The 16,721-nt window shown below is 73.8% G+C and carries 16 protein-coding genes; 12 read left to right on the top strand and 4 right to left on the bottom strand.

The genetic code is table 11. The annotated features are described in order from the left end of the window. The first annotated feature begins 204 nt into the window (after positions 1 to 204). From OG989_RS31780 to OG989_RS31770, 3 genes are read left to right on the top strand one after another with little or no spacing between them, the layout of a single operon-like run. On the top strand, positions 205 to 984 hold the full coding sequence (locus OG989_RS31780) for a hypothetical protein (protein WP_327029337.1): 780 nt from the start codon (positions 205 to 207) through the stop codon (positions 982 to 984). Positions 985 to 1,015: 31 nt separating this feature from the next. Continuing rightward, positions 1,016 to 1,468: a phage holin family protein gene (locus tag OG989_RS31775; protein WP_151456424.1), complete on the top strand. Its 453-nt coding sequence runs from the start codon at positions 1,016 to 1,018 to the stop codon at positions 1,466 to 1,468. After that, the gene (locus tag OG989_RS31770) at positions 1,465 to 2,148 is read left to right on the top strand and encodes a DUF3618 domain-containing protein (protein WP_151456425.1); all 684 of its coding nucleotides are present in this window, start codon (positions 1,465 to 1,467) and stop codon (positions 2,146 to 2,148) included. Before OG989_RS31775 ends, OG989_RS31770 begins: the two co-directional genes overlap by 4 nt. A 106-nt stretch (positions 2,149 to 2,254) precedes the next feature. Here the strand turns inward: OG989_RS31770 and OG989_RS31765 are convergent, their stop codons facing one another. Together OG989_RS31765 and OG989_RS31760 are read right to left on the bottom strand one after the other, a co-directional pair. After that, positions 2,255 to 3,304 (bottom strand): glycosyltransferase, encoded by a 1,050-nt coding sequence (locus tag OG989_RS31765; protein ID WP_327029336.1) that lies wholly within the window; start codon positions 3,302 to 3,304, stop codon positions 2,255 to 2,257. Then, positions 3,301 to 4,038 carry a class I SAM-dependent DNA methyltransferase gene (locus tag OG989_RS31760; protein WP_151456427.1) on the bottom strand — a complete coding sequence of 246 codons (738 nt, stop codon included), beginning with the start codon at positions 4,036 to 4,038 and terminating at the stop codon, positions 3,301 to 3,303. The genes OG989_RS31765 and OG989_RS31760 overlap by 4 nt, the downstream gene beginning before the upstream one ends. 144 nt (positions 4,039 to 4,182) lie before the next feature. Between OG989_RS31760 and OG989_RS31755 the strand changes: the two genes are divergently transcribed. Together OG989_RS31755 and OG989_RS31750 are read left to right on the top strand one after the other, a co-directional pair. Then, a complete protein-coding gene (locus OG989_RS31755; protein ID WP_132240437.1) occupies positions 4,183 to 4,818 on the top strand; it encodes an SRPBCC family protein in 636 nt (211 codons plus the stop codon). Continuing rightward, the gene (locus tag OG989_RS31750; RefSeq protein ID WP_327029335.1) at positions 4,815 to 5,987 is read left to right on the top strand and encodes a zinc-dependent alcohol dehydrogenase; all 1,173 of its coding nucleotides are present in this window, start codon (positions 4,815 to 4,817) and stop codon (positions 5,985 to 5,987) included. Before OG989_RS31755 ends, OG989_RS31750 begins: the two co-directional genes overlap by 4 nt. Before the next feature lie 57 nt (positions 5,988 to 6,044). Here the strand turns inward: OG989_RS31750 and OG989_RS31745 are convergent, their stop codons facing one another. Then, positions 6,045 to 7,292 carry a cytochrome P450 gene (locus tag OG989_RS31745; RefSeq protein ID WP_327029334.1) on the bottom strand — a complete coding sequence of 416 codons (1,248 nt, stop codon included), beginning with the start codon at positions 7,290 to 7,292 and terminating at the stop codon, positions 6,045 to 6,047. Positions 7,293 to 7,604: 312 nt separating this feature from the next. Here OG989_RS31745 and OG989_RS31740 point away from each other — a divergent pair, with 312 nt between their 5' ends. The 3 genes from OG989_RS31740 (at position 7,605) to OG989_RS31730 (ending at position 11,958) form a co-directional block, all read left to right on the top strand. Then, complete coding sequence (locus tag OG989_RS31740; RefSeq protein ID WP_151452792.1) at positions 7,605 to 7,997, top strand: hypothetical protein; 393 nt, start codon at positions 7,605 to 7,607, stop codon at positions 7,995 to 7,997. A 417-nt stretch (positions 7,998 to 8,414) separates the two neighbouring features. Further along, positions 8,415 to 10,313, top strand: coding sequence for a hypothetical protein (locus OG989_RS31735; RefSeq protein WP_327029333.1), 1,899 nt, complete (start codon positions 8,415 to 8,417; stop codon positions 10,311 to 10,313). A 298-nt stretch (positions 10,314 to 10,611) separates the two neighbouring features. After that, positions 10,612 to 11,958: a cellulase family glycosylhydrolase gene (locus OG989_RS31730; RefSeq protein WP_327029332.1), complete on the top strand. Its 1,347-nt coding sequence runs from the start codon at positions 10,612 to 10,614 to the stop codon at positions 11,956 to 11,958. Between the two features lie 70 nt (positions 11,959 to 12,028). On the opposite strand, the gene OG989_RS31725 is transcribed toward OG989_RS31730, so the two are convergent. After that, positions 12,029 to 12,247, bottom strand: a complete 219-nt coding sequence (locus OG989_RS31725; protein WP_151452795.1) for a DUF397 domain-containing protein — start codon at positions 12,245 to 12,247, stop codon at positions 12,029 to 12,031. A 69-nt stretch (positions 12,248 to 12,316) separates the two neighbouring features. On the opposite strand from OG989_RS31725, the gene pepN reads away from it, so the two are divergent. The 4 genes from pepN to OG989_RS31705 all read left to right on the top strand — a co-directional run bounded on the left by pepN (position 12,317) and on the right by OG989_RS31705 (position 16,690). After that, positions 12,317 to 14,833 (top strand): aminopeptidase N, encoded by a 2,517-nt coding sequence (gene pepN / locus OG989_RS31720; RefSeq protein WP_151452796.1) that lies wholly within the window; start codon positions 12,317 to 12,319, stop codon positions 14,831 to 14,833. 116 nt (positions 14,834 to 14,949) lie between these two features. Continuing rightward, the gene (nadD, locus tag OG989_RS31715) at positions 14,950 to 15,546 is read left to right on the top strand and encodes a nicotinate-nucleotide adenylyltransferase (RefSeq protein ID WP_151452797.1); all 597 of its coding nucleotides are present in this window, start codon (positions 14,950 to 14,952) and stop codon (positions 15,544 to 15,546) included. Between the two features lie 110 nt (positions 15,547 to 15,656). Next, positions 15,657 to 16,067: a ribosome silencing factor gene (gene rsfS, locus OG989_RS31710; protein WP_132240430.1), complete on the top strand. Its 411-nt coding sequence runs from the start codon at positions 15,657 to 15,659 to the stop codon at positions 16,065 to 16,067. Continuing rightward, complete coding sequence (locus OG989_RS31705) at positions 16,064 to 16,690, top strand: histidine phosphatase family protein (RefSeq protein WP_151452798.1); 627 nt, start codon at positions 16,064 to 16,066, stop codon at positions 16,688 to 16,690. The genes rsfS and OG989_RS31705 overlap by 4 nt, the downstream gene beginning before the upstream one ends. Positions 16,691 to 16,721: the final 31 nt, after the last annotated feature.

Below are 16,721 nucleotides of genomic sequence, written 5' to 3'. Positions count from 1 at the left end.
AGCGTCGGACACTGTGCGTGACAAGGACGACACGCGATCCGCCGATCCTCCATTTTGTAGCGGTCCGGCGGCGGCCCGCAGGGAAAGTCACGAAGGAGGTATGGAACCGGCAACGCAGGGTAGGTCAAGAGGTGCGACGGCAGTAACGGCCGACGCATCCCCCCAGCACACACCCGCGGAGACTTTCCGAGCGGAAGGGAAATCATGACCTACGATCTGTCACCCACGACTTCCACGTACGGGCAGGAGTCGAGCAACGGCAGCGGCGTCCGCGAGCAGGCCCGTCAGGTCGGCTCGGAGGCCAAGCACGCCGGTGGCGCCGTCGCCGGGACGGCCAAGGAGCAGGGCCGGGAGGTCGTCGGCGAGGCGAAGCTCCAGGCGCGCAACCTCTACGGCGAGGCCCGCAGCCAGCTCGCCAGCCAGGCCGGCGACCAGCAGCGGCGTGCCGCCGGCGGGCTCCGTTCGCTGGCCGACGAGATGCGCTCGATGGCCGAGCAGGGCGGCCAGGCCGGCCCGGTGAGCGAGATCGCCCGCCAGGCCGCCGACCGGGTGCACGGCGTGGCCGGCTGGCTGGAGCAGCGCGAGCCCGGCGACCTCATCGCCGAGGTGCGCGACTACGCGCGTCGCAACCCGGGCACCTTCCTGGTCGGCGCCGCCGTGCTGGGTGTGCTCGCCGGCCGGCTGACCAAGAACATCTCGGCCGCCGGCGACGGCCAGGGTGGCAACGGCTACCCCGCGTACGGCTCGGGCGCCGGCTACGACCCGGAGCGGACCGCGGTCATCCCGACCCCGCCGGCCCCGCGTGCGGTGCCGGACGCCGTACCGCCGGGCGGCTACCTCGACCCGACCCCGGGCGCGTACGCCGACCCGCAGACCACCACCAGCTACGCCGACCCCGCCGGTGGCGTGGGCCAGCCGCTGCCGCCGGTGAGCCAGACCGACCCGCTGCCGGGCGTGCCGTCGACCGGGACCACCCGTCCGTGAGCCCAGGAATCACCCGAAGGGAGGCGGCGGCATGAGCATGCCGACGCAGGGGGCGGGGCTGGACTCCGGCTACCACCCCCACGACGCGGACGAGGTCAGGGGCAGCTCGATCGGTGAGCTGATGCGCCAGGTCACCAGCGACCTGTCGACCCTGATGCGGCAGGAGGTCGAGCTGGCCAAGGCCGAGATCCGCCAGGAGGGCAAGAAGGCGGGCAAGACCGCCGGCTTCTTCGGCGGCGCCGGCTTCGGCGGCTACATGGTGGCCCTCTTCCTGTCGCTGGCCCTCTGGGCCGGGCTGTCCAACGTGATGGACGCCGGCTGGGCGGCCCTGATCGTGGCCGTCATCTGGGGCGCGATCGCCGCGGTCCTCTACACCAAGGCCAAGAAGAGCGCCGAGCACATCCGCGGCCTCAAGCAGACCAACGACAGCGTGCAGCGGATCCCCGACGCGCTCAAGCCCCACCCGCAGGAGGTCGCCCGATGAGCACCGACCCGGACCAGATCCGCCGGGAGATCGAAGCCACCCGGAACAACCTGAGTTCCGACGTGGACGCGCTGGCGTACAAGGTCAGCCCCGCCCGCATCGTCGACGACCGCAAGCAGCGGGCCCGCAACGCACTGCAGAATGTGAGGGACAAGGTGATGGGAAGCGCTTCCGACCTGGGTCACAGCACCAAGCACGGCGCCCACGCGGTGGGCGACCATGCCTCCTCGGCAGCATCGACCGTGAGTGACAAGGCCCACTCGGCCGCCTCGACGGTCAGCGACAAGGCACACTCGGCGGCCTCGACGGTCAGCGACGCCGCGCAGCGGGCGCCGCACGTGATCCGGCAGAAGTCCGAGGGCAACCCGCTGGCCGCCGGCCTGATCGCCTTCGGCGTCGGCTGGCTCGCCTCCTCGCTGATCCCGTCGACCCGCCGCGAGCAGCAGGTGGCGTCGCAGGTCAAGGAGAAGGCCGGCGAGCACGCCGGGGTGGTGAAGGAGAAGCTGGGCGAGGTCGCCAACGAGCTGAAGGAGGAGCTGCGCGAGCCGGCGCAGCACGCCACCCAGTCGGTGCGCTCCACCGCCCAGGACGCGGTGCACGCCGTCAAGGACGACACCCGTTCGGCCGCGCACGACGTGAAGGACCAGGCGCAGCACTCCCGCGAACAGGTGCGGTACTGACCAGCCCGATCACCGTACGCCGCAGCTCGCGGCCACTCCCGGAGCACCGTCCGGGCAGTGGCCGCGAGCTGTCGTCTGCGTCCCGGGCGGGTGAGGGTGCGGGAAGTCAGCGCAGGTGGCGGCGGAGGGTGCGTTCGAAGTGGGCGGCGCGACGCACCCGGCCGCCCGCGTAGCGGACCCCGCCGAGGAGCAGGCGCCGGCCGACGGCGAGCCAGCCGCACACGCCGCGCTCCAGCAACCAGAGCGGGGCCGCCAGGGCGGTGGCCGGCGGGAAGACCGCGGCGCCCCCGCCCCGGCGCCGGCCCGCCTCGGCGAGCGCCACCGTGGTCACGGCCGCCCCGAGCAGCAGCCTCGGCCGCCGGGTCGCGACCGCCACGGCCAGCGCCGGCAGGACCGCGAGCGAGGTGACCAGGCGGGCCGGCTGGGCCAGGTCGTCGTACGCCTGGCGGACCCGTTGGCCCAGGAAGTGGGCGGTGTCCGGCGGCAGCCGGCGTACGTGCAGCCAGGCGGGTGCCGCCTCGGTCCCCCCGTACGCGCGCACGGTGCGGATCAGCTCCAGGTTCTCGAAGAGCACGTCCGGGTCGTACCCGCCCATGGTGAGGAAGGTGCTCCGGCGTACCGCCAGGGTGCCGGGGTAGTCGGCGCCGAGCGCCCGGTTGAGCAGGGTGCGCCCCGTGTCCCACCACGCGTGCCAGGGCAGCGGGTCGAAGTAGTTCTGCGGCCGGACCAGGTCCACCCGGTCGAGCAGCCGGTGCACGGCGAGCAGCCCCGCCTCGTCGTACCGGACGTCGTCGTCGGCGATCACCACGTGCTCGTGCCGGGCCGCGCCGACGCCGGTGAGCACCCCGGTCACCTTGCCGTTGACGCCGCGCAGGGCGGGATCCGGCCGCAGGTGCCGGACCAGGCCGCGCCAGGCCTCCGCGTGCCGGGCGAACACCTCCGGCGGCGACCCGTCGACCACGGTCACGTCGACCCGGGCGCTCAGCCGCCGCAGGTAGGCGGTCAGTTCGGCCAGCCCGGCGTCGTCGGTCCAGCGCAGCGGCAGCACGTACGCCAGGGGAAGCCGACGCTCGCCGGCGCTCCCGGCCGTCGGCGCGCCGGTGCCGCGGCCGTCGCCGCCGGGAGCGGCACCGGCCGGGCGGGCCGGGGCGCTCACGCCTGCTCCGGGCGGCGGTAGACGGAGACGTGCTCGCGGCTGTGGTCGGTGAACGGCCGGCCGCTCCAGTCCTCCCACCGGTGCTCGCGGCGCAGCCCGCCCAGTTGGGCCATCAGGTCAAGCTCCGCCGGCCAGGCGTAGCGGTGGTTGGCGGGCAGCAGGCGCACCCCGTCGTTGCCGATCCGGACCTTCGTGGTGGTCATCCGCTGCTCGGCGGGGTGCAGCAGGGCCGCCTCCAGCAGCACCACGTCCTCCGCCACCCGCACCGGCCGCAGCGCACCGCCGGCGCGGAAGGCGCCCGGGTCGGGCACCCACGCCTCGACGACGAACCGGCCGCCGGGGCGCAGGTGGGCGGCGGCGTTGCGGAAGCAGGCCACCTGGGCGGCCTGGTCCGGCAGCGCGAAGATCGTGTTGAACGCGAGCACCACCAGGGCGAACTCGCCGGGCACCCGGGTCTCGGCGAAGTCGCCGACGGCCACCTCGACCGCGTCCCCGCCGGGCTTGGCGCGCAGCCCGGCGGCCATCTCCGGGGAGCCCTCGACACCGGCGACGGTCAGTCCCCGGGCGGCCAGCGGCAGGGCGAGCCGGCCGGTGCCGATGCCGAACTCGCACACCGGGCCGCCGTCGGCGAGCGCGGCGAGCCGCTCCACCGCCGCGTCCGGTGCCAGGTGCGCGTACGTCTCGTCGTAGACGTCCGCGGCGTGCCGGCCGTACTCGCTGGCGTCGAAGGACACGGTGCCTCCCGGTGGCGGTGGGTGCCCGCAGCAGGTGCCCGGTTATCGACCGGGCAAACCGGCCCGTCGTTTCGGTGGGGCGGTCCCGGGTAGCGCAACTGGTGCGGGTGGTCGATTCCCGAACACCCGGGTGGAGGAGACGAGATGACCAGCAACGGAACGAGGTGGGCGCTGCTCGGCGCCACCACCGTGACCGTGGTCGGCGTCGGCCGGGCGGTGGCCCGTCGACGACGCCGGCACCAGCCCGAGCGCCGCGACGGCTGGTACGTGGTGCGGCGCGGGGTGACGATCGACCGGCCGGCGGCGGCGGTCATCGGCTTCTGGACCGACCGGGAGCGGATGGACCGGGCGCTGGCCGGGTGGGCGACCCTGGAGCGGCTCGACGACGACCGGTGGCGCTGCGTCGCGCGGGACCCGGCCGGCGGGGGCACCGAGTGGCGGGCGGAGATCACCGTCGAGGGTCCCGGGCGGCTGCGCTGGCGGGTCACCGACGGGCCGGAGCAGGAGGGCACGGTCCACCTGACGCCGGCGCCCCAGGACCGGGGCACGGAGGTCCGCGCCGAGCTGCGGTGGCGCTCCGGGCCGCTGCGCCGGGCGTTCGGACTCCTCGGCGGCGACGACCCGGACCAGGCCCTGCGGGACGCGCTGCGCCGGGTGAAGGCGCTGGTCGAGTGCGGCCAGGTCATCGACACCCGGCGGGACCCGTCCGGGCGCGGCCCGGCCCAGGAGAAGGCGACAGACAAGGTGCGGGAGAGGCTGAGGACGGGAGGGCGGGCATGAGGGCGCTCTGCTGGGAAGGCGTCGGCAAGCTGGCCGTGCGCGACGTGCCGGAGCCGCGGATCCGCGCCGAGGGCGACATCATCGTCAAGGTCGGCGCCAGCAGCGTGTGCGGCTCCGACCTGCACCTGATCAACGGCTTCCTGCCGGCGATGCGGGAGGGCGACGTCCTCGGCCACGAGTTCATGGGCGAGGTCGTGGAGACCGGTCCCGGCGTACGGCGGCTGCGCGTCGGCGACCGCGTCGTGGTCGGCTCGGTGGTGGCCTGCGGCGGCTGCTGGTACTGCCGCACCGAGCAGTACTCGCTCTGCGACAACTCCAACCCGCAGCCGGTCTTCACCGAGAAGCTCTGGGGCCACTCGCCGGCCGGCATCCTCGGTTACTCGCACGCCGCCGGTGGCTACTCCGGCAGCCACGCCGAGTACGTCCGCGTGCCCTTCGGCGACATCGGGGCGTTCCAGGTGCCGGACGGGGTGCCCGACGACTCGGTGGTGTTCGCCTCCGACGCCATGCCCACCGGCTGGATGGCCGCCGACTTCTGCGCGCTGAAGGGCGGCGAGGTGGTCGCGGTCTGGGGCGCCGGCGGGGTCGGCCAGATGGCGGCCCGCTCCGCCCAGCTCCTCGGCGCCGAGCGGGTGATCGTGATCGACCGGCTGCCGGAGCGGCTCGCCACCGCCGCCGACCGGCTCGGCGTGGAGACGGTCAACTACGCCGAGACCGACGTGCTGGAGGCGCTGCGGGAGATGACCGCCGGCCGGGGGCCGGACGCGTGCATCGAGGCCGTCGGCATGGAGTCGCACGACGTCGGGCCGGTGTACGCGTACGACAAGGCGAAGCAGACGGCCCGGCTGCAGACCGACCGCCCCACGTCGGTCCGGCAGGCGATCATGGCCTGCCGCAAGGGCGGCACGGTGAGCATCGTCGGCGTCTACGCCGGCCTGGTGGACAAGTTCCCGCTCGGCGCGGCGATGAACAAGGCGCTGGTGCTGCGGATGGGGCAGATGCACGCCCAGCGCTACATCCCGATGCTGCTGGACCGGATCGCGGCCGGCGAGATCGATCCCGGTTACCTGGCCACCCACCCGATGTCGCTGGAGCAGGGCGCGCGGGGCTACGAGATGTTCGAGAAGAAGGAGGACGGCTGCCTGCGCAGCGTCCTGCACCCGGCCTGAGCGCGTCGCGACCGCACCGCCCCCGGGGCCGTCGAGGTCCCCGGGGCGGTGTCGCGTTCAGGCCGTGCGGCGGACGTTGGTGACCAGGAACCCACTCGGCGGCAGCGCCGGCATCCGGTGCAGGCTCAACGCCAGGTCCTGCGGTGGCACGTCGTACCGCATCGTCGTGGTCAGGTTCGTCACCGCCCGCTTCATCAGCTCGATCGTGATCCACTCCCCGGCGCAGCGGTGACCGGTCAGGTGCTCGCCGCCGCCCTGCGGCACGAGGGCGAACGGGTCGCCCCGCCAACCGGTGAAGCGCTCCGGCCGGAACCGCTCCGGCTCCGGCCAGAGCGCCGGGTGGTGGTTGGTGCCGTACAGGTCGAGCAGCACCCGCCGGCCGCGCGGGAAGTGGTAGCCCTGCCAGTCGAACGAGCGCCGGACCCGGGCGGCGGCCACGGGGAAGAAGGGGTAGTAGCGGCGTACCTCCTGCACGAAGCTCTCGGCGGCCTCGTCGCTCTCCCGGACGCGTTCCCGCCAGGCCGGGTGGTCGTGCAGGGCCAGCGCGGCGAAGACGATGAAGCGGTCGACGGCGACCGTGGGCCGCAGCACGTTGAGCAGCTCGACGGCCGCGATCCGGCGGGGGAGCAGCCGCCCGTGGGCGTCGCGGTGCTCGGCGACCACCCGCAGCGCGCTGCCGTCGGGGGCGGGGAGCGTGCCGGCGCGCTGCCGGTCGACGATCCGGCCGATCCAGCGTTCGCCCCGGCGGCGGCCCCACAGGCCACGCCAGTGCTGGGGGCCGAGCGCCGCCGGCCCTTCGATCATCGCGTGCAGCTCGGCGGTACGCCGGTCCACCTCGGAGTTCGCGAGCGGCACGCCGGCCCAGGCGCAGACCGCGCGGGTCAGCATCCGGCCGACCTCGTCGTAGAGCACCACCGGCTTGCCCGACTCCCAGGACGGGACGCGGGCCCGCCACTCGTCGTCGAAGAGCTGCGCGAGCTGCCGGACCGCGGCCGGCGTCATGATCGACATGAACATGGCCTTGCGGTCGGCGTGGTCCGCCCCGTCCAGGCCCTGCACACCGCCGCGGCCGGTGAGGGTGCGCTGCGCCCGCTTCGGCATGGCGCCCGCCCGGACGAAGCGCTCGGTGTCGTAGAAGAGCTCCGCCGCCGCCCGGCCGCGCAGGCAGATGGTGGGCTCCAGCAGCAGCCGGGCCTGGAAGATGTCGGTGCCGTGGCGGTCGCAGCGTCGGCCGACGAAGCGGTAGCCGTCGCGCAGGAACGCCACCGAGCTGTCCGGGCTGCGCTCCGTCGGGATGGTCGCCATCGGGCCTCCTGACCGAAGGTGGCGGCCGTTGCCGGCCGGGTCCTGTCCGTACCTCTGCGTCTACCCGGGCCGGCGTGCCTGAACCCCGCCGCCGGGTCGGCCGCGGGCGCGGGGCGGGCGGCGGGTGGTGCCCGGGGGAGGGGCCAGCGGACGACGCGTCTGCTGGCCCCTCCCAGGGACGCGGCGAGCTGGTTGTCTCGGGAGAGCGGTCCGCGCCGGTCCGCCGCCGGCACGACCGCGGCGGTGGCCGGGACGGAACGCGGGCGGTCCACCGCAGGACGAGGCCGCCCACGATCGCCACGGGGAGGACACATGCGTGACAACAGGCCGGCGTACTGGCGGCAACGGCAGGCGCGGGAGGCGCTCGGCGCGGCCGGGGAGGTTGCCCGCGCCTCGTTGATCGCGCCGCCCCGCCGTTCTGCCCGGCCGGGCCGGTTCTTCACGGTGCACCTCGGCTTCACCGCCGCCGACCTGGCGTCGGCCCGGGAGTTGGCCGTCGGGTACGCGGAGGCGCTGAGTCTGCTGCGGTCCGAGGTGGCCCTGGGCGCGTCGGCGCTGTCGCCGGCCGAGGCGTGGCAGCAGGCCGAGCGGTTGTTCTGCGGCGCGTCCGGCCCGGACGGCGAGCGCTGCGCCGACGTCGCCGGCCATCCCGGCTTCCATCACGCTCCGGGTCCGGGCGGGCTCGGCTGGGGCGACGGCGACTAGCCCGCCATTCGAGATCACCGATGCGGCAGTCGCGCGCGCGGGCGATGGGAAAGATCGACCCGTGCGCGGCTGTCGGATACCCGTCGCGGACGTGAATCCGGGAGCGGGGACATCGTATTTGCCGTCATCGAAGAAATGCCGTGCCGGGAATCCCGCCAGCGGCTCATTTCGAAGCGGCGACAGCTCTGCTGAGGAATTGATCTCAAGATCCGCGCCGGAGCAACCTCTTCGCCAGTAGCCCGTTTTGTGGTTATTTAGTGGTCGAATTCGCAGCGGCGGCGACGCCGAAAGGTCGGCCCCGATCACCAATGCCGGAAGTACCTCGTTTGTTCACTGAGGCAACCGCGCCAGGTGATCCGGAGGTTGACTCCCCATCAGGCGGAAACGACCGCTCCTGCGAGTTCGGGGGAATCGCACATGCACGTGATGTTGGCCTGGTTCGCCGACGACAATCTGTCGGAGAGCGCCCGGCGCGCCGCGAGACATCGCTTTGAAACGGCCGTCGCCGACGTGGTGCCCGACAGTTTCGTACGGCACGAATTCGGCGCCGACGACTGGGGCGTGACCGTCCTGCACCGCAGCGACCGGGGCGCCTACCGGTGGCCGACCGTCGACACCGTCGGGCCGGTCACCGCCGTGTCGCTCGGGCTGCCCGTGGGGGTCGACGTGACGGGCGGCCCGGCGGCGCTGGCCGGGCGCCTGCTGGTGGGCGAGGAGGTGCACCGCGAGGTGGTGCCACCGTTCGGCCTGCTGGCCCTCGACGCGGCCGGGAACTTCGCCCTGCAACAGGACTGGATCGGCATGTGCCGGGTCTTCACGGGCCGGTCGGCCGGCCTGACGGCCTTCTGCACCCGGCCCAGCCTGCTGGCCGCGTTCCTGCACGGCGACCTGCGGCCCGACCTGGACGGCTGGGCGTCGTACACCCTCTGTGGGCACTTCGGCGGCGACAGCTCCCCGGTGCGGGGCGCCCGACTGCTCCGCCCCGGCGAGCGGGTGACCGGCCGCCGGCGCGACGGCGGCGGGTGGCAGCTCACCACCACCACGAAGTACGCGACCGACGACGTGGTGCGGGACGGGCTGGCGGCGCAGGGGCGACCGGTGACCGAGCTGCTGGACCGCGCCGCCGACGCCATCACGACCACCGCGGCCAGCATCCACGGCCTCTACGACGAGGACATCACCCTCGGGCTGTCCGGCGGGAAGGACTCCCGGCTCATCGCCGCGTCGCTGATCGCGGCCGGCCGGACCCCCAGGTTCCTGACCAACGAGGACACCCGCGCCGAGGGCGAGGTCGCCCGCGAACTGGTGCGGATCCTGCGCGACAAGCGGGGACTGCACCCCGAGCACACGCTCCGGCTCGCCGGGGCGCGGGCCAACGTGCTCGGGACCGGCCTGTACGAGCGGGCCCGGCGACTGCAACAGCTGACCGACCACCAGTTCCCCTCCAGCTACCTGGTGCGCCCCGCCGGCCCCGGGCGTCTGGTCGACCAGGCCGGCCCGGCGACCTTCACCGGTGCCGCCGGGGAGCTCGCCACCGAATACTGGTATCCCCCGACGGGCGACGACGGCGAGCCGTCCCCGCAGGAGACCGCCCTGGCCCGGCTGCTGAACGCCGTGCCGACGGGCGTGGCCGACGCGGCCGTCGTCACCGCGGAGCGGGAGAGGATCCGCGGCCTGCTCGACCACGGCAGCGGGCTCGGCCTGCACGACCTGCGCCTGGTCGACTACATCTACCTGGTGGAGCGGGTCCGCCGCTGGTACACCTCCGCCTACGCGATCGGGATGGTCACCCCGTTCCTCTCGCCCGGCTTCGTCGCCGCCACCTTCGCGTTGACTCCCGGGCAGAAGCGCGAGCGGCTGATGCACACCGGGCTGATCGCCCGCCTGGTGCCCGAGTGGGCGCAGGTCCCGTTCGTCAGCGTCTCCACCGGCCCGTCCACCGCCACCCGGGTGTGGGAGGGCGACGGCCTCCAGGCCATGGCCGAACTGCTGGACACCGCCCACGGCCCGCTGACCGGTCTCGTCCGGCGGCCCGCCGTGGAGAAGGCGCTCCGCACCGCCGCCCGGGGCGGCCGACCCGACCAGCGGACGCTGCAACAGTTCACCTGGCTGGCGCTCGCCTCCGAGCAGCTCGAACCGGGCACCACCCGGGCCGCCACCGGCGCCGCGTACGCCCGGATCACCGCGCCCCCGCAGCAACGCCAGCCGGCCGGCGGCGCGGTCGCCCGACTGCGCTGGGTCAAACGGACCCGGCTCGGTGGCCGGCTCTGGTCGGCGGTGGCCAAGCGGGTGCGGGCACGGCGACCGAGCCAGTGAGCGGGCCCGCCAGCGGCGCCTGGCCCCGCCCCGCCACCTGACCGACCACCGGTGCGGGGCCGGGTACGCGGAGCGCCCGGTCCCGTACCGCCGCCGGCCGGGGGAACAGCCGACCCATCGACAATGTCCTATTGCGAAGCCTGCGTGACCACGAGTAGCTTGGCACCGTTGCAGAGCCGAGCCGGCCTCGCACCCGTACGTCGCACTCGTCACGAGCGCGCCGCGCACCGCCATCCGCGTGCGCCTGGGCAGGCGTGCCTGTGCCCCGATCCGTCGGGGCCTCACCCTGAGGTAGGCCATGAAGAGAAGACTTCTCTCCGTCGGCGCCGCGTTGCTCGCCGTCGCCGCGTCCGTCCTGATGTTCGTCAAGCCGGCGGACGCGGCGGTGGGACTGCACGTCGAGGGACGCAACATCGTCGAGGCGAACGGCCAGCCGTTCGTCATGCGAGGCGTCAACCACCCTCACGTCTGGTACACGGGCGAGACCGACTCGTTCGCCGACGTCAAGGCGCTCGGCGCCAACACCGTCCGGGTGGTGCTGGGCAGCGGCAAGCGCTGGGGTCCGTCCACCGACGTCGCCGACGTGATCTCACTGTGCAAGCAGAACCGGCTGATCTGCGTACTGGAGGTCCACGACACCACCGGCTACGGCGAGGAGGGCACCGCCGCGTCGCTCGACGAGGCGGTCGACTACTGGATCAGCCAAAAGAACGCGCTCGTCGGCCAGGAGAACCACGTCGTCATCAACATCGGCAACGAGCCGATCGGCAACGTCAACGCCGGTCAGTGGACCGCCGCGACCACCGCCGCGATCACGAAGATGCGGGCCAACGGCTTCGAGCACCTGCTCATGGTCGACGGGCCGAACTGGGGCCAGGACTGGCAGTACGTCATGCGGGACAACGCGCAGGCGATCCTGGACGCCGACAGCCGGCACAACACCGTGCTCTCCATCCACATGTACGCGGTGTTCAACACGGCCGCGGCCATCACCGACTACCTGGACCGGTTCGAGGACAACGGCTGGCCGCTGGTCATCGGCGAGTTCGGCTGGCGGTTCAACGCCAACGAGGTCGACCACGAGACGATCCTGGCCGAGTCGCAGGCCCGTGGCCTGGGCTACCTCGGCTGGTCCTGGAGCGGCAACACCGACCCGATCCTGGACATGGCCACCAGCTTCGACCCCACGCGGCTCACCACCTGGGGCGAGCGGATCTTCAACGGCGCCAACGGCATCAGGGCGACCGCCAGGGAGGCCACGATCTTCGGCGGTGGGCCGAGCCCCACCGCGACGGTGACGCCCACGGTCAGCCCGACGGCTCAGCCCACCCCGACCAGCGGCAGCAAGTCCTGCACCGCCGCCTACCGGATCGTGGGCCAGTGGCCGGGCGGCTTCCAGGGGGAGATCCGGATCACCGCCGGGAGCGCGGCGATCAGCGGCTGGACCGTGACGTGGGCCCTCGCCTCCGGCCAGGCCGTCAACCAGGCCTGGAACGCGACGGTCACCACCAGCGGATCCGCCGTCGCCGCGCGCAACGTGGGCTACAACGGCAGCCTCGGCCCGGGTGCCGACACGGTCATCGGCTTCCTCGGCTCGTGGAGCGGCACCAACCCCGTACCGCCGCTGACCTGCACCGCCACCTGACGGCCGGGCGTGCGGGCCGGGCGCGGTCAGCCCGGCCCGCACGCTCGGGCAGGCAAGCGGTCAGCCCGACTCAGTCCAGGTCGAACTCGCCGTCCTGGGCGCCGGCGACGAAGGCGTCCCACTCGGCCTGGGTGAAGACCAGGACCGGGCCCTCCGGCTCGGCGGAGTTGCGCATGCCGATCAGGTCGTCGACGAAGGCGACCTCGACGGCGCTCTCGGAGGTGTCGCCCTCGGCCCGCTGCCAGACCGCCCGGGAGAGGTCGAAGTCACCCTTGGGGTGCGAAGCCATCGTTCAGTCCTCCAGTGCCAGGGGTCATGAGGGAAACACGCACGGTTCCCCATCGGGCAGGATAAGCGGATGCCGAGCCTGACCCGTGTAGAGGCGACCGCGCGTGGCGCGGCGATCACCGTCGAGTCCTATCAGGTGGACCTCGACCTGACCGGCGACGGCGAGCGATTCCGCTCCGACGTCACCATCCGCTTCCGGGCGACCCCCGGCGCGGAGACCTTCGTCGAGGTCCAACCCGCGAAACTGCTGGCGGTACGACTCAACGACCGCGACGTCGACCCGGCCACGCTGGACGAAAACCGGCTGCCGCTGACCGGGCTGGCCGAGGCCAACACGCTCACCGTCGCCGCCGAGATGGCGTACTCGAACACCGGGGAGGGGATGCACCGCTTCGTCGACCCCGCCGACGGCGAGACCTATGTCTACGCACTGTCCTTCCTGGACAACGCGCAGCGCATCTTCGCCGCCTTCGACCAGCCCGACCTGAAGGCTCCGGTCACCATGTCGGTCACCGCCCCGCCGGAGTGGACCGTCGCGGCCAACGGCCAGCTCGCCGCCACGCCGCGCCCCGGGCGCTGGGAGTTCGCCCCGACGGCGCCGCTGGCCACGTACTTCGTCTCGCTGATCGCCGGCCCCTGGCACGTCCGGCGCGGCGAGCACGACGGCATCCCGCTCGGCGTCTACTGCCGGCGCTCCCTGGCGGCACACCTGGACGCCGACGCCGAGGAGATCCTCACGGTCACCGGGCAGTGCCTCGACCGGTTCCACCAGCTCTTCGCCGAGCGCTACCCGTTCGACAAGTACGACCAGGCGTTCGTGCCGGAGTTCAACGCCGGCGCGATGGAGAACCCGGGCCTCGTCACCTTCCGCGACGACTACGTCTTCCGCTCCGCGGTCACCGACACCGAGCGGGAGCAGCGCGCCACCACCATCGCCCACGAGATGGCGCACATGTGGTTCGGTGACCTGGTCACCATGCGCTGGTGGGACGACCTGTGGCTCAACGAGTCCTTCGCGGAGTACCTCGGCACCCGGGTGACCGCCGAGGCGACCCGTTTCGACCAGGCCTGGACGACCTTCGCCCTGCGGCGCAAGGCCTGGGGCTACGCGGCCGACCAGCGCCCCTCGACCCACCCGGTGGCGCCCGAGGAGGTCGCCGACGCCGCCGAGGGCCTGCTCAACTTCGACGGCATCTCGTACGCCAAGGGCGCCAGCGTGCTGCGGCAACTGGTCGCCTGGCTCGGCGACGACGCCTTCCTCGCCGGCCTCAACGCCCACTTCGCGAAGCACCGTTTCGGCAACGCCACCCTGACCGACCTGCTCGGCAGCCTTGCCGCAGCCGCCGGGCGGGACCTGTCCGGCTGGGCGGAGCGCTGGCTGCGTACGGCGCAGGTCGACACGCTGCGCGCCGAGGTCAGCGTCGACGCGGACGGCCGCTACACCCAGGTGGCGATCCGGCAGAGCGCCCCCGACTCGCACCCGGTGCTGCGCCCGCACCGCATCGGCGTCGGCCGGTACGCCGCCGACGGGACGGTCGTCCGGGCGGAGGTCGACCTCGACCCGGACGCCGACGGCGGCCGTACGGTGCTGACCGGGCTGGTCGGCGAGCCGGCGGCCCGGCTGCTGCTGCCCAACGACGGCGACCTGACGTTCGCCAAGATCCGGCTCGATCCCGCGTCGGCGGACGCCGTGCCGCTGGTGCTGCCCGGCCTGGCCGACCCGCTGGCCCGGGCACTGCTCTGGGGCGAGGCGCTGGATGCCGCCACCGACGGGGAGCGCCCGGTCGCCGGCCTGGTGGCCCTGATCGCCGCCGCCCTCCCCGCCGAGACCGAGGTGATCATCGCCGAGGACGTGCTCACGCTCAGCCGCTCGCTGGTCGACCGCTACCTCGACCCGCCCGCCCGCGAGGCCGCCCTGGCGCAGGTCGCCGCCGCCTGCCGGAAACTGCTCGACGGCGCCCCGGCAGGCGGCTCGCTCCAGCTCGCGGCGGCCCGGGGCTGGATCGCCGCCAGCACCGACGCGGACCGGCTGGCCGGCTGGCTCGCCGGCCGGGACGTCCCGCCGGGGCTGGCGGTCGACGCCGAGCTGCGCTGGGCGCTGCTGCTGCGGCTGGTGGTGCTCGGCGCGGCCGGCGCGGCGCAGGTCGCCGCCGAGGCCGCGGCCGACCCGAGCGCCGCCGGTGCCGAGCGGGCCGCCCGCTGCCGCGCGGCGCTGCCCGACCCGGCCGCCAAGCGGGCCGCATGGGAGATCGTCGTGTCGAACACCGAGCTGTCGAACCGACTCGTCGAGGCGACCGCGGAGGGGTTCTGGCAGCCGGAGCAGGCCGAGCTGACCGCCGGCTACGTGGCGCGCTACTTCGCCGACATGCCGGCCGCCGCGCGGGCGCGTACGCCCTGGGTGGCCGACCATGTCGCGAGACTGGCCTTCCCCCGGCACGCCGTCGCGCAGCCCACCCGGGAGGCGGCCGCGGCGCTGCTCGCCCGCGACGACGTCACCCCAGGCCTGCGCCGCGTGGTGACCGACGCCGACGACGACCTGCGCCGCGCCCTGGTCGCCCGGACGGCGGTCGCCGCGGCGGCGGCCTGACGGCCGAAGAGGGTGGTCGCCGGCGGCCACCGTGAGCGCGCAGGGGCCGGGTCGCCGGACGGGACGGTCCGGCGACCCCTCGGGGCCGCCGGTTCCGCCCGGCCTAGGATCGCGGGGTGGAGGAAGACATCCGGCGGGTCGGGATCATGGGCGGCACCTTCGACCCGATCCACCACGGGCACCTCGTCGCGGCCAGCGAGGTGGCGGACCGGTTCGGGCTGGACGAGGTGGTCTTCGTCCCCACCGGCCAGCCGTGGCAGAAGGCGGACGAGCCGGTCAGCCCGGCGGAGGACCGCTACCTGATGACGGTCATCGCCACCGCCTCCAACCCCCGCTTCCAGGTCAGCCGGGTGGACATCGACCGGGGCGGGCCCACCTACACCGTCGACACCCTGCGTGACCTGCACGCCGAGTACGGCCCGAAGGTGCAGCTGTTCTTCATCACCGGGGCGGACGCGCTGGAGCGGATCCTCTCCTGGAAGGACCTGGACGAGATCTTCGAACTGGCCCACTTCATCGGGGTGACCCGGCCTGGCTTCGAATTGACCGCCGCGCACCTGCCGGCCGACACGGTGAGCCTGGTGCAGGTCCCGGCCATGGCCATCTCGTCCACGGACTGCCGGGCCCGGGTCGCCCGAGGGGAGCCGGTCTGGTATCTGGTGCCGGACGGTGTGGTGCAGTACATCGCCAAGCGACGCCTCTATCAGACGTGATTCGGCCCGGTATGGGGCGGTTCGGGCGGGTAACGCGCCAGAACTGACGAGTCGGGATTCCACCGGGTGTGAGACGCTTGGAGGATCGCACGGTTGATCGAAGGAGAACGGTGACAATTTCCGAACGCGCCCACGAGTTGGCCATCGCCGCCGCCCAGGCCGCGGCCGACAAGAAGGCGCAGGACATCGTCATCATCGACGTGGGCGACCAGCTCGCCATCACCGACGCGTTCCTGCTCGCCGCGGCTCCCAACGAGCGTCAGGTGCTCGCCATCGTCGATGCCATCGAGGAGCGGCTGCTGGAGCTGCCGGAGAAGGCCAAGCCGATCCGGCGCGAGGGCGAGCGGGGCGGCCGGTGGGTGCTGCTCGACTACGTCGACATCGTGGTGCACGTCCAGCACACCGAGGAGCGCGAGTTCTACGCCCTCGACCGGCTCTGGAAGGACTGCCCGACGATCCCGTTCGTCGACCGCGACCTCGTCGACGCCGAGTCCGGCACCGGCTCCACCACCGCGGAATGACCCGCCTGATCATCTGGCGGCACGGCAACACCGACTGGAACGCCGCCAGCCGGGTCCAGGGGCAGACCGACGTACCGCTCAACGACCTCGGCCGCGAGCAGGCCCGCACCGCGGCGCCCCTGCTGGCCGGGCTGCGGCCCGACGCCATCGTGGCCAGCGACCTGAGCCGCGCGGCGGACACCGCCGGCGCGCTGGCCGCGCTGACCGGGCTGCCGGTGCGCACCGACCCACGGCTGCGGGAGCGGCACTTCGGTTCCTGGCAGGGGCTGGCCCTCACCGAGGCCGCCGAGCGCCATCCCGCCGAGTTCGCCCGCTGGCGGGCCGGCGACCCGGACCCGGGCGCCGGCATCGAGACCCTGGACGACCTCGGCAAGCGGATGGGCGCGGCCCTGTCCGACGCCGCCGACGCCGTGCCCGGCGGCACCGTGGTGGTCGCCACCCACGGCGGCGCGGCCCGGCAGGGCTGCGGCCACCTGCTCGGCTGGGAGCACGCCGTCCTGCGCACCATCGGCTCGCTGCAGAACTGCCACTGGACCGAGCTGCGCCACGACGCCGCCCGGGGCTGGCACCTGCGCGCCCACAACGTCGGCCTGATCACCGTCCCGGCCACCGAGGCCGTCTGACCCGGGCGTTCCCCGACGACATCGGCTAGCG

Source organism: Micromonospora sp. NBC_01740 (assembly GCF_035920365.1).
Taxonomy (GTDB): Bacteria; Actinomycetota; Actinomycetes; order Mycobacteriales; family Micromonosporaceae; genus Micromonospora; species Micromonospora reichwaldensis.
The sequence above is the reverse complement of the archived record's forward strand: the minus strand, read 5'-3'. Positions and strand labels throughout refer to the sequence as shown.

Excerpts from the sequence above, each read along its gene's own strand:
- OG989_RS31780 (WP_327029337.1), top strand. The coding sequence starts at position 205 with ATGACCTACGATCTGTCACCCACGACTTCCACGTACGGGCAGGAGTCG.
- OG989_RS31775 (WP_151456424.1), top strand. The coding sequence starts at position 1,016 with ATGAGCATGCCGACGCAGGGGGCGGGGCTGGACTCCGGCTACCACCCC.
- OG989_RS31770 (WP_151456425.1), top strand. The coding sequence starts at position 1,465 with ATGAGCACCGACCCGGACCAGATCCGCCGGGAGATCGAAGCCACCCGG.
- OG989_RS31755 (WP_132240437.1), top strand. The coding sequence starts at position 4,183 with ATGACCAGCAACGGAACGAGGTGGGCGCTGCTCGGCGCCACCACCGTG.
- OG989_RS31750 (WP_327029335.1), top strand. The coding sequence starts at position 4,815 with ATGAGGGCGCTCTGCTGGGAAGGCGTCGGCAAGCTGGCCGTGCGCGAC.
- OG989_RS31745 (WP_327029334.1), bottom strand. The coding sequence starts at position 7,292 with ATGGCGACCATCCCGACGGAGCGCAGCCCGGACAGCTCGGTGGCGTTC.
- OG989_RS31740 (WP_151452792.1), top strand. The coding sequence starts at position 7,605 with ATGCGTGACAACAGGCCGGCGTACTGGCGGCAACGGCAGGCGCGGGAG.
- OG989_RS31735 (WP_327029333.1), top strand. The coding sequence starts at position 8,415 with ATGCACGTGATGTTGGCCTGGTTCGCCGACGACAATCTGTCGGAGAGC.
- OG989_RS31730 (WP_327029332.1), top strand. The coding sequence starts at position 10,612 with ATGAAGAGAAGACTTCTCTCCGTCGGCGCCGCGTTGCTCGCCGTCGCC.
- OG989_RS31725 (WP_151452795.1), bottom strand. The coding sequence starts at position 12,247 with ATGGCTTCGCACCCCAAGGGTGACTTCGACCTCTCCCGGGCGGTCTGG.
- pepN (WP_151452796.1), top strand. The coding sequence starts at position 12,317 with ATGCCGAGCCTGACCCGTGTAGAGGCGACCGCGCGTGGCGCGGCGATC.
- OG989_RS31705 (WP_151452798.1), top strand. The coding sequence starts at position 16,064 with ATGACCCGCCTGATCATCTGGCGGCACGGCAACACCGACTGGAACGCC.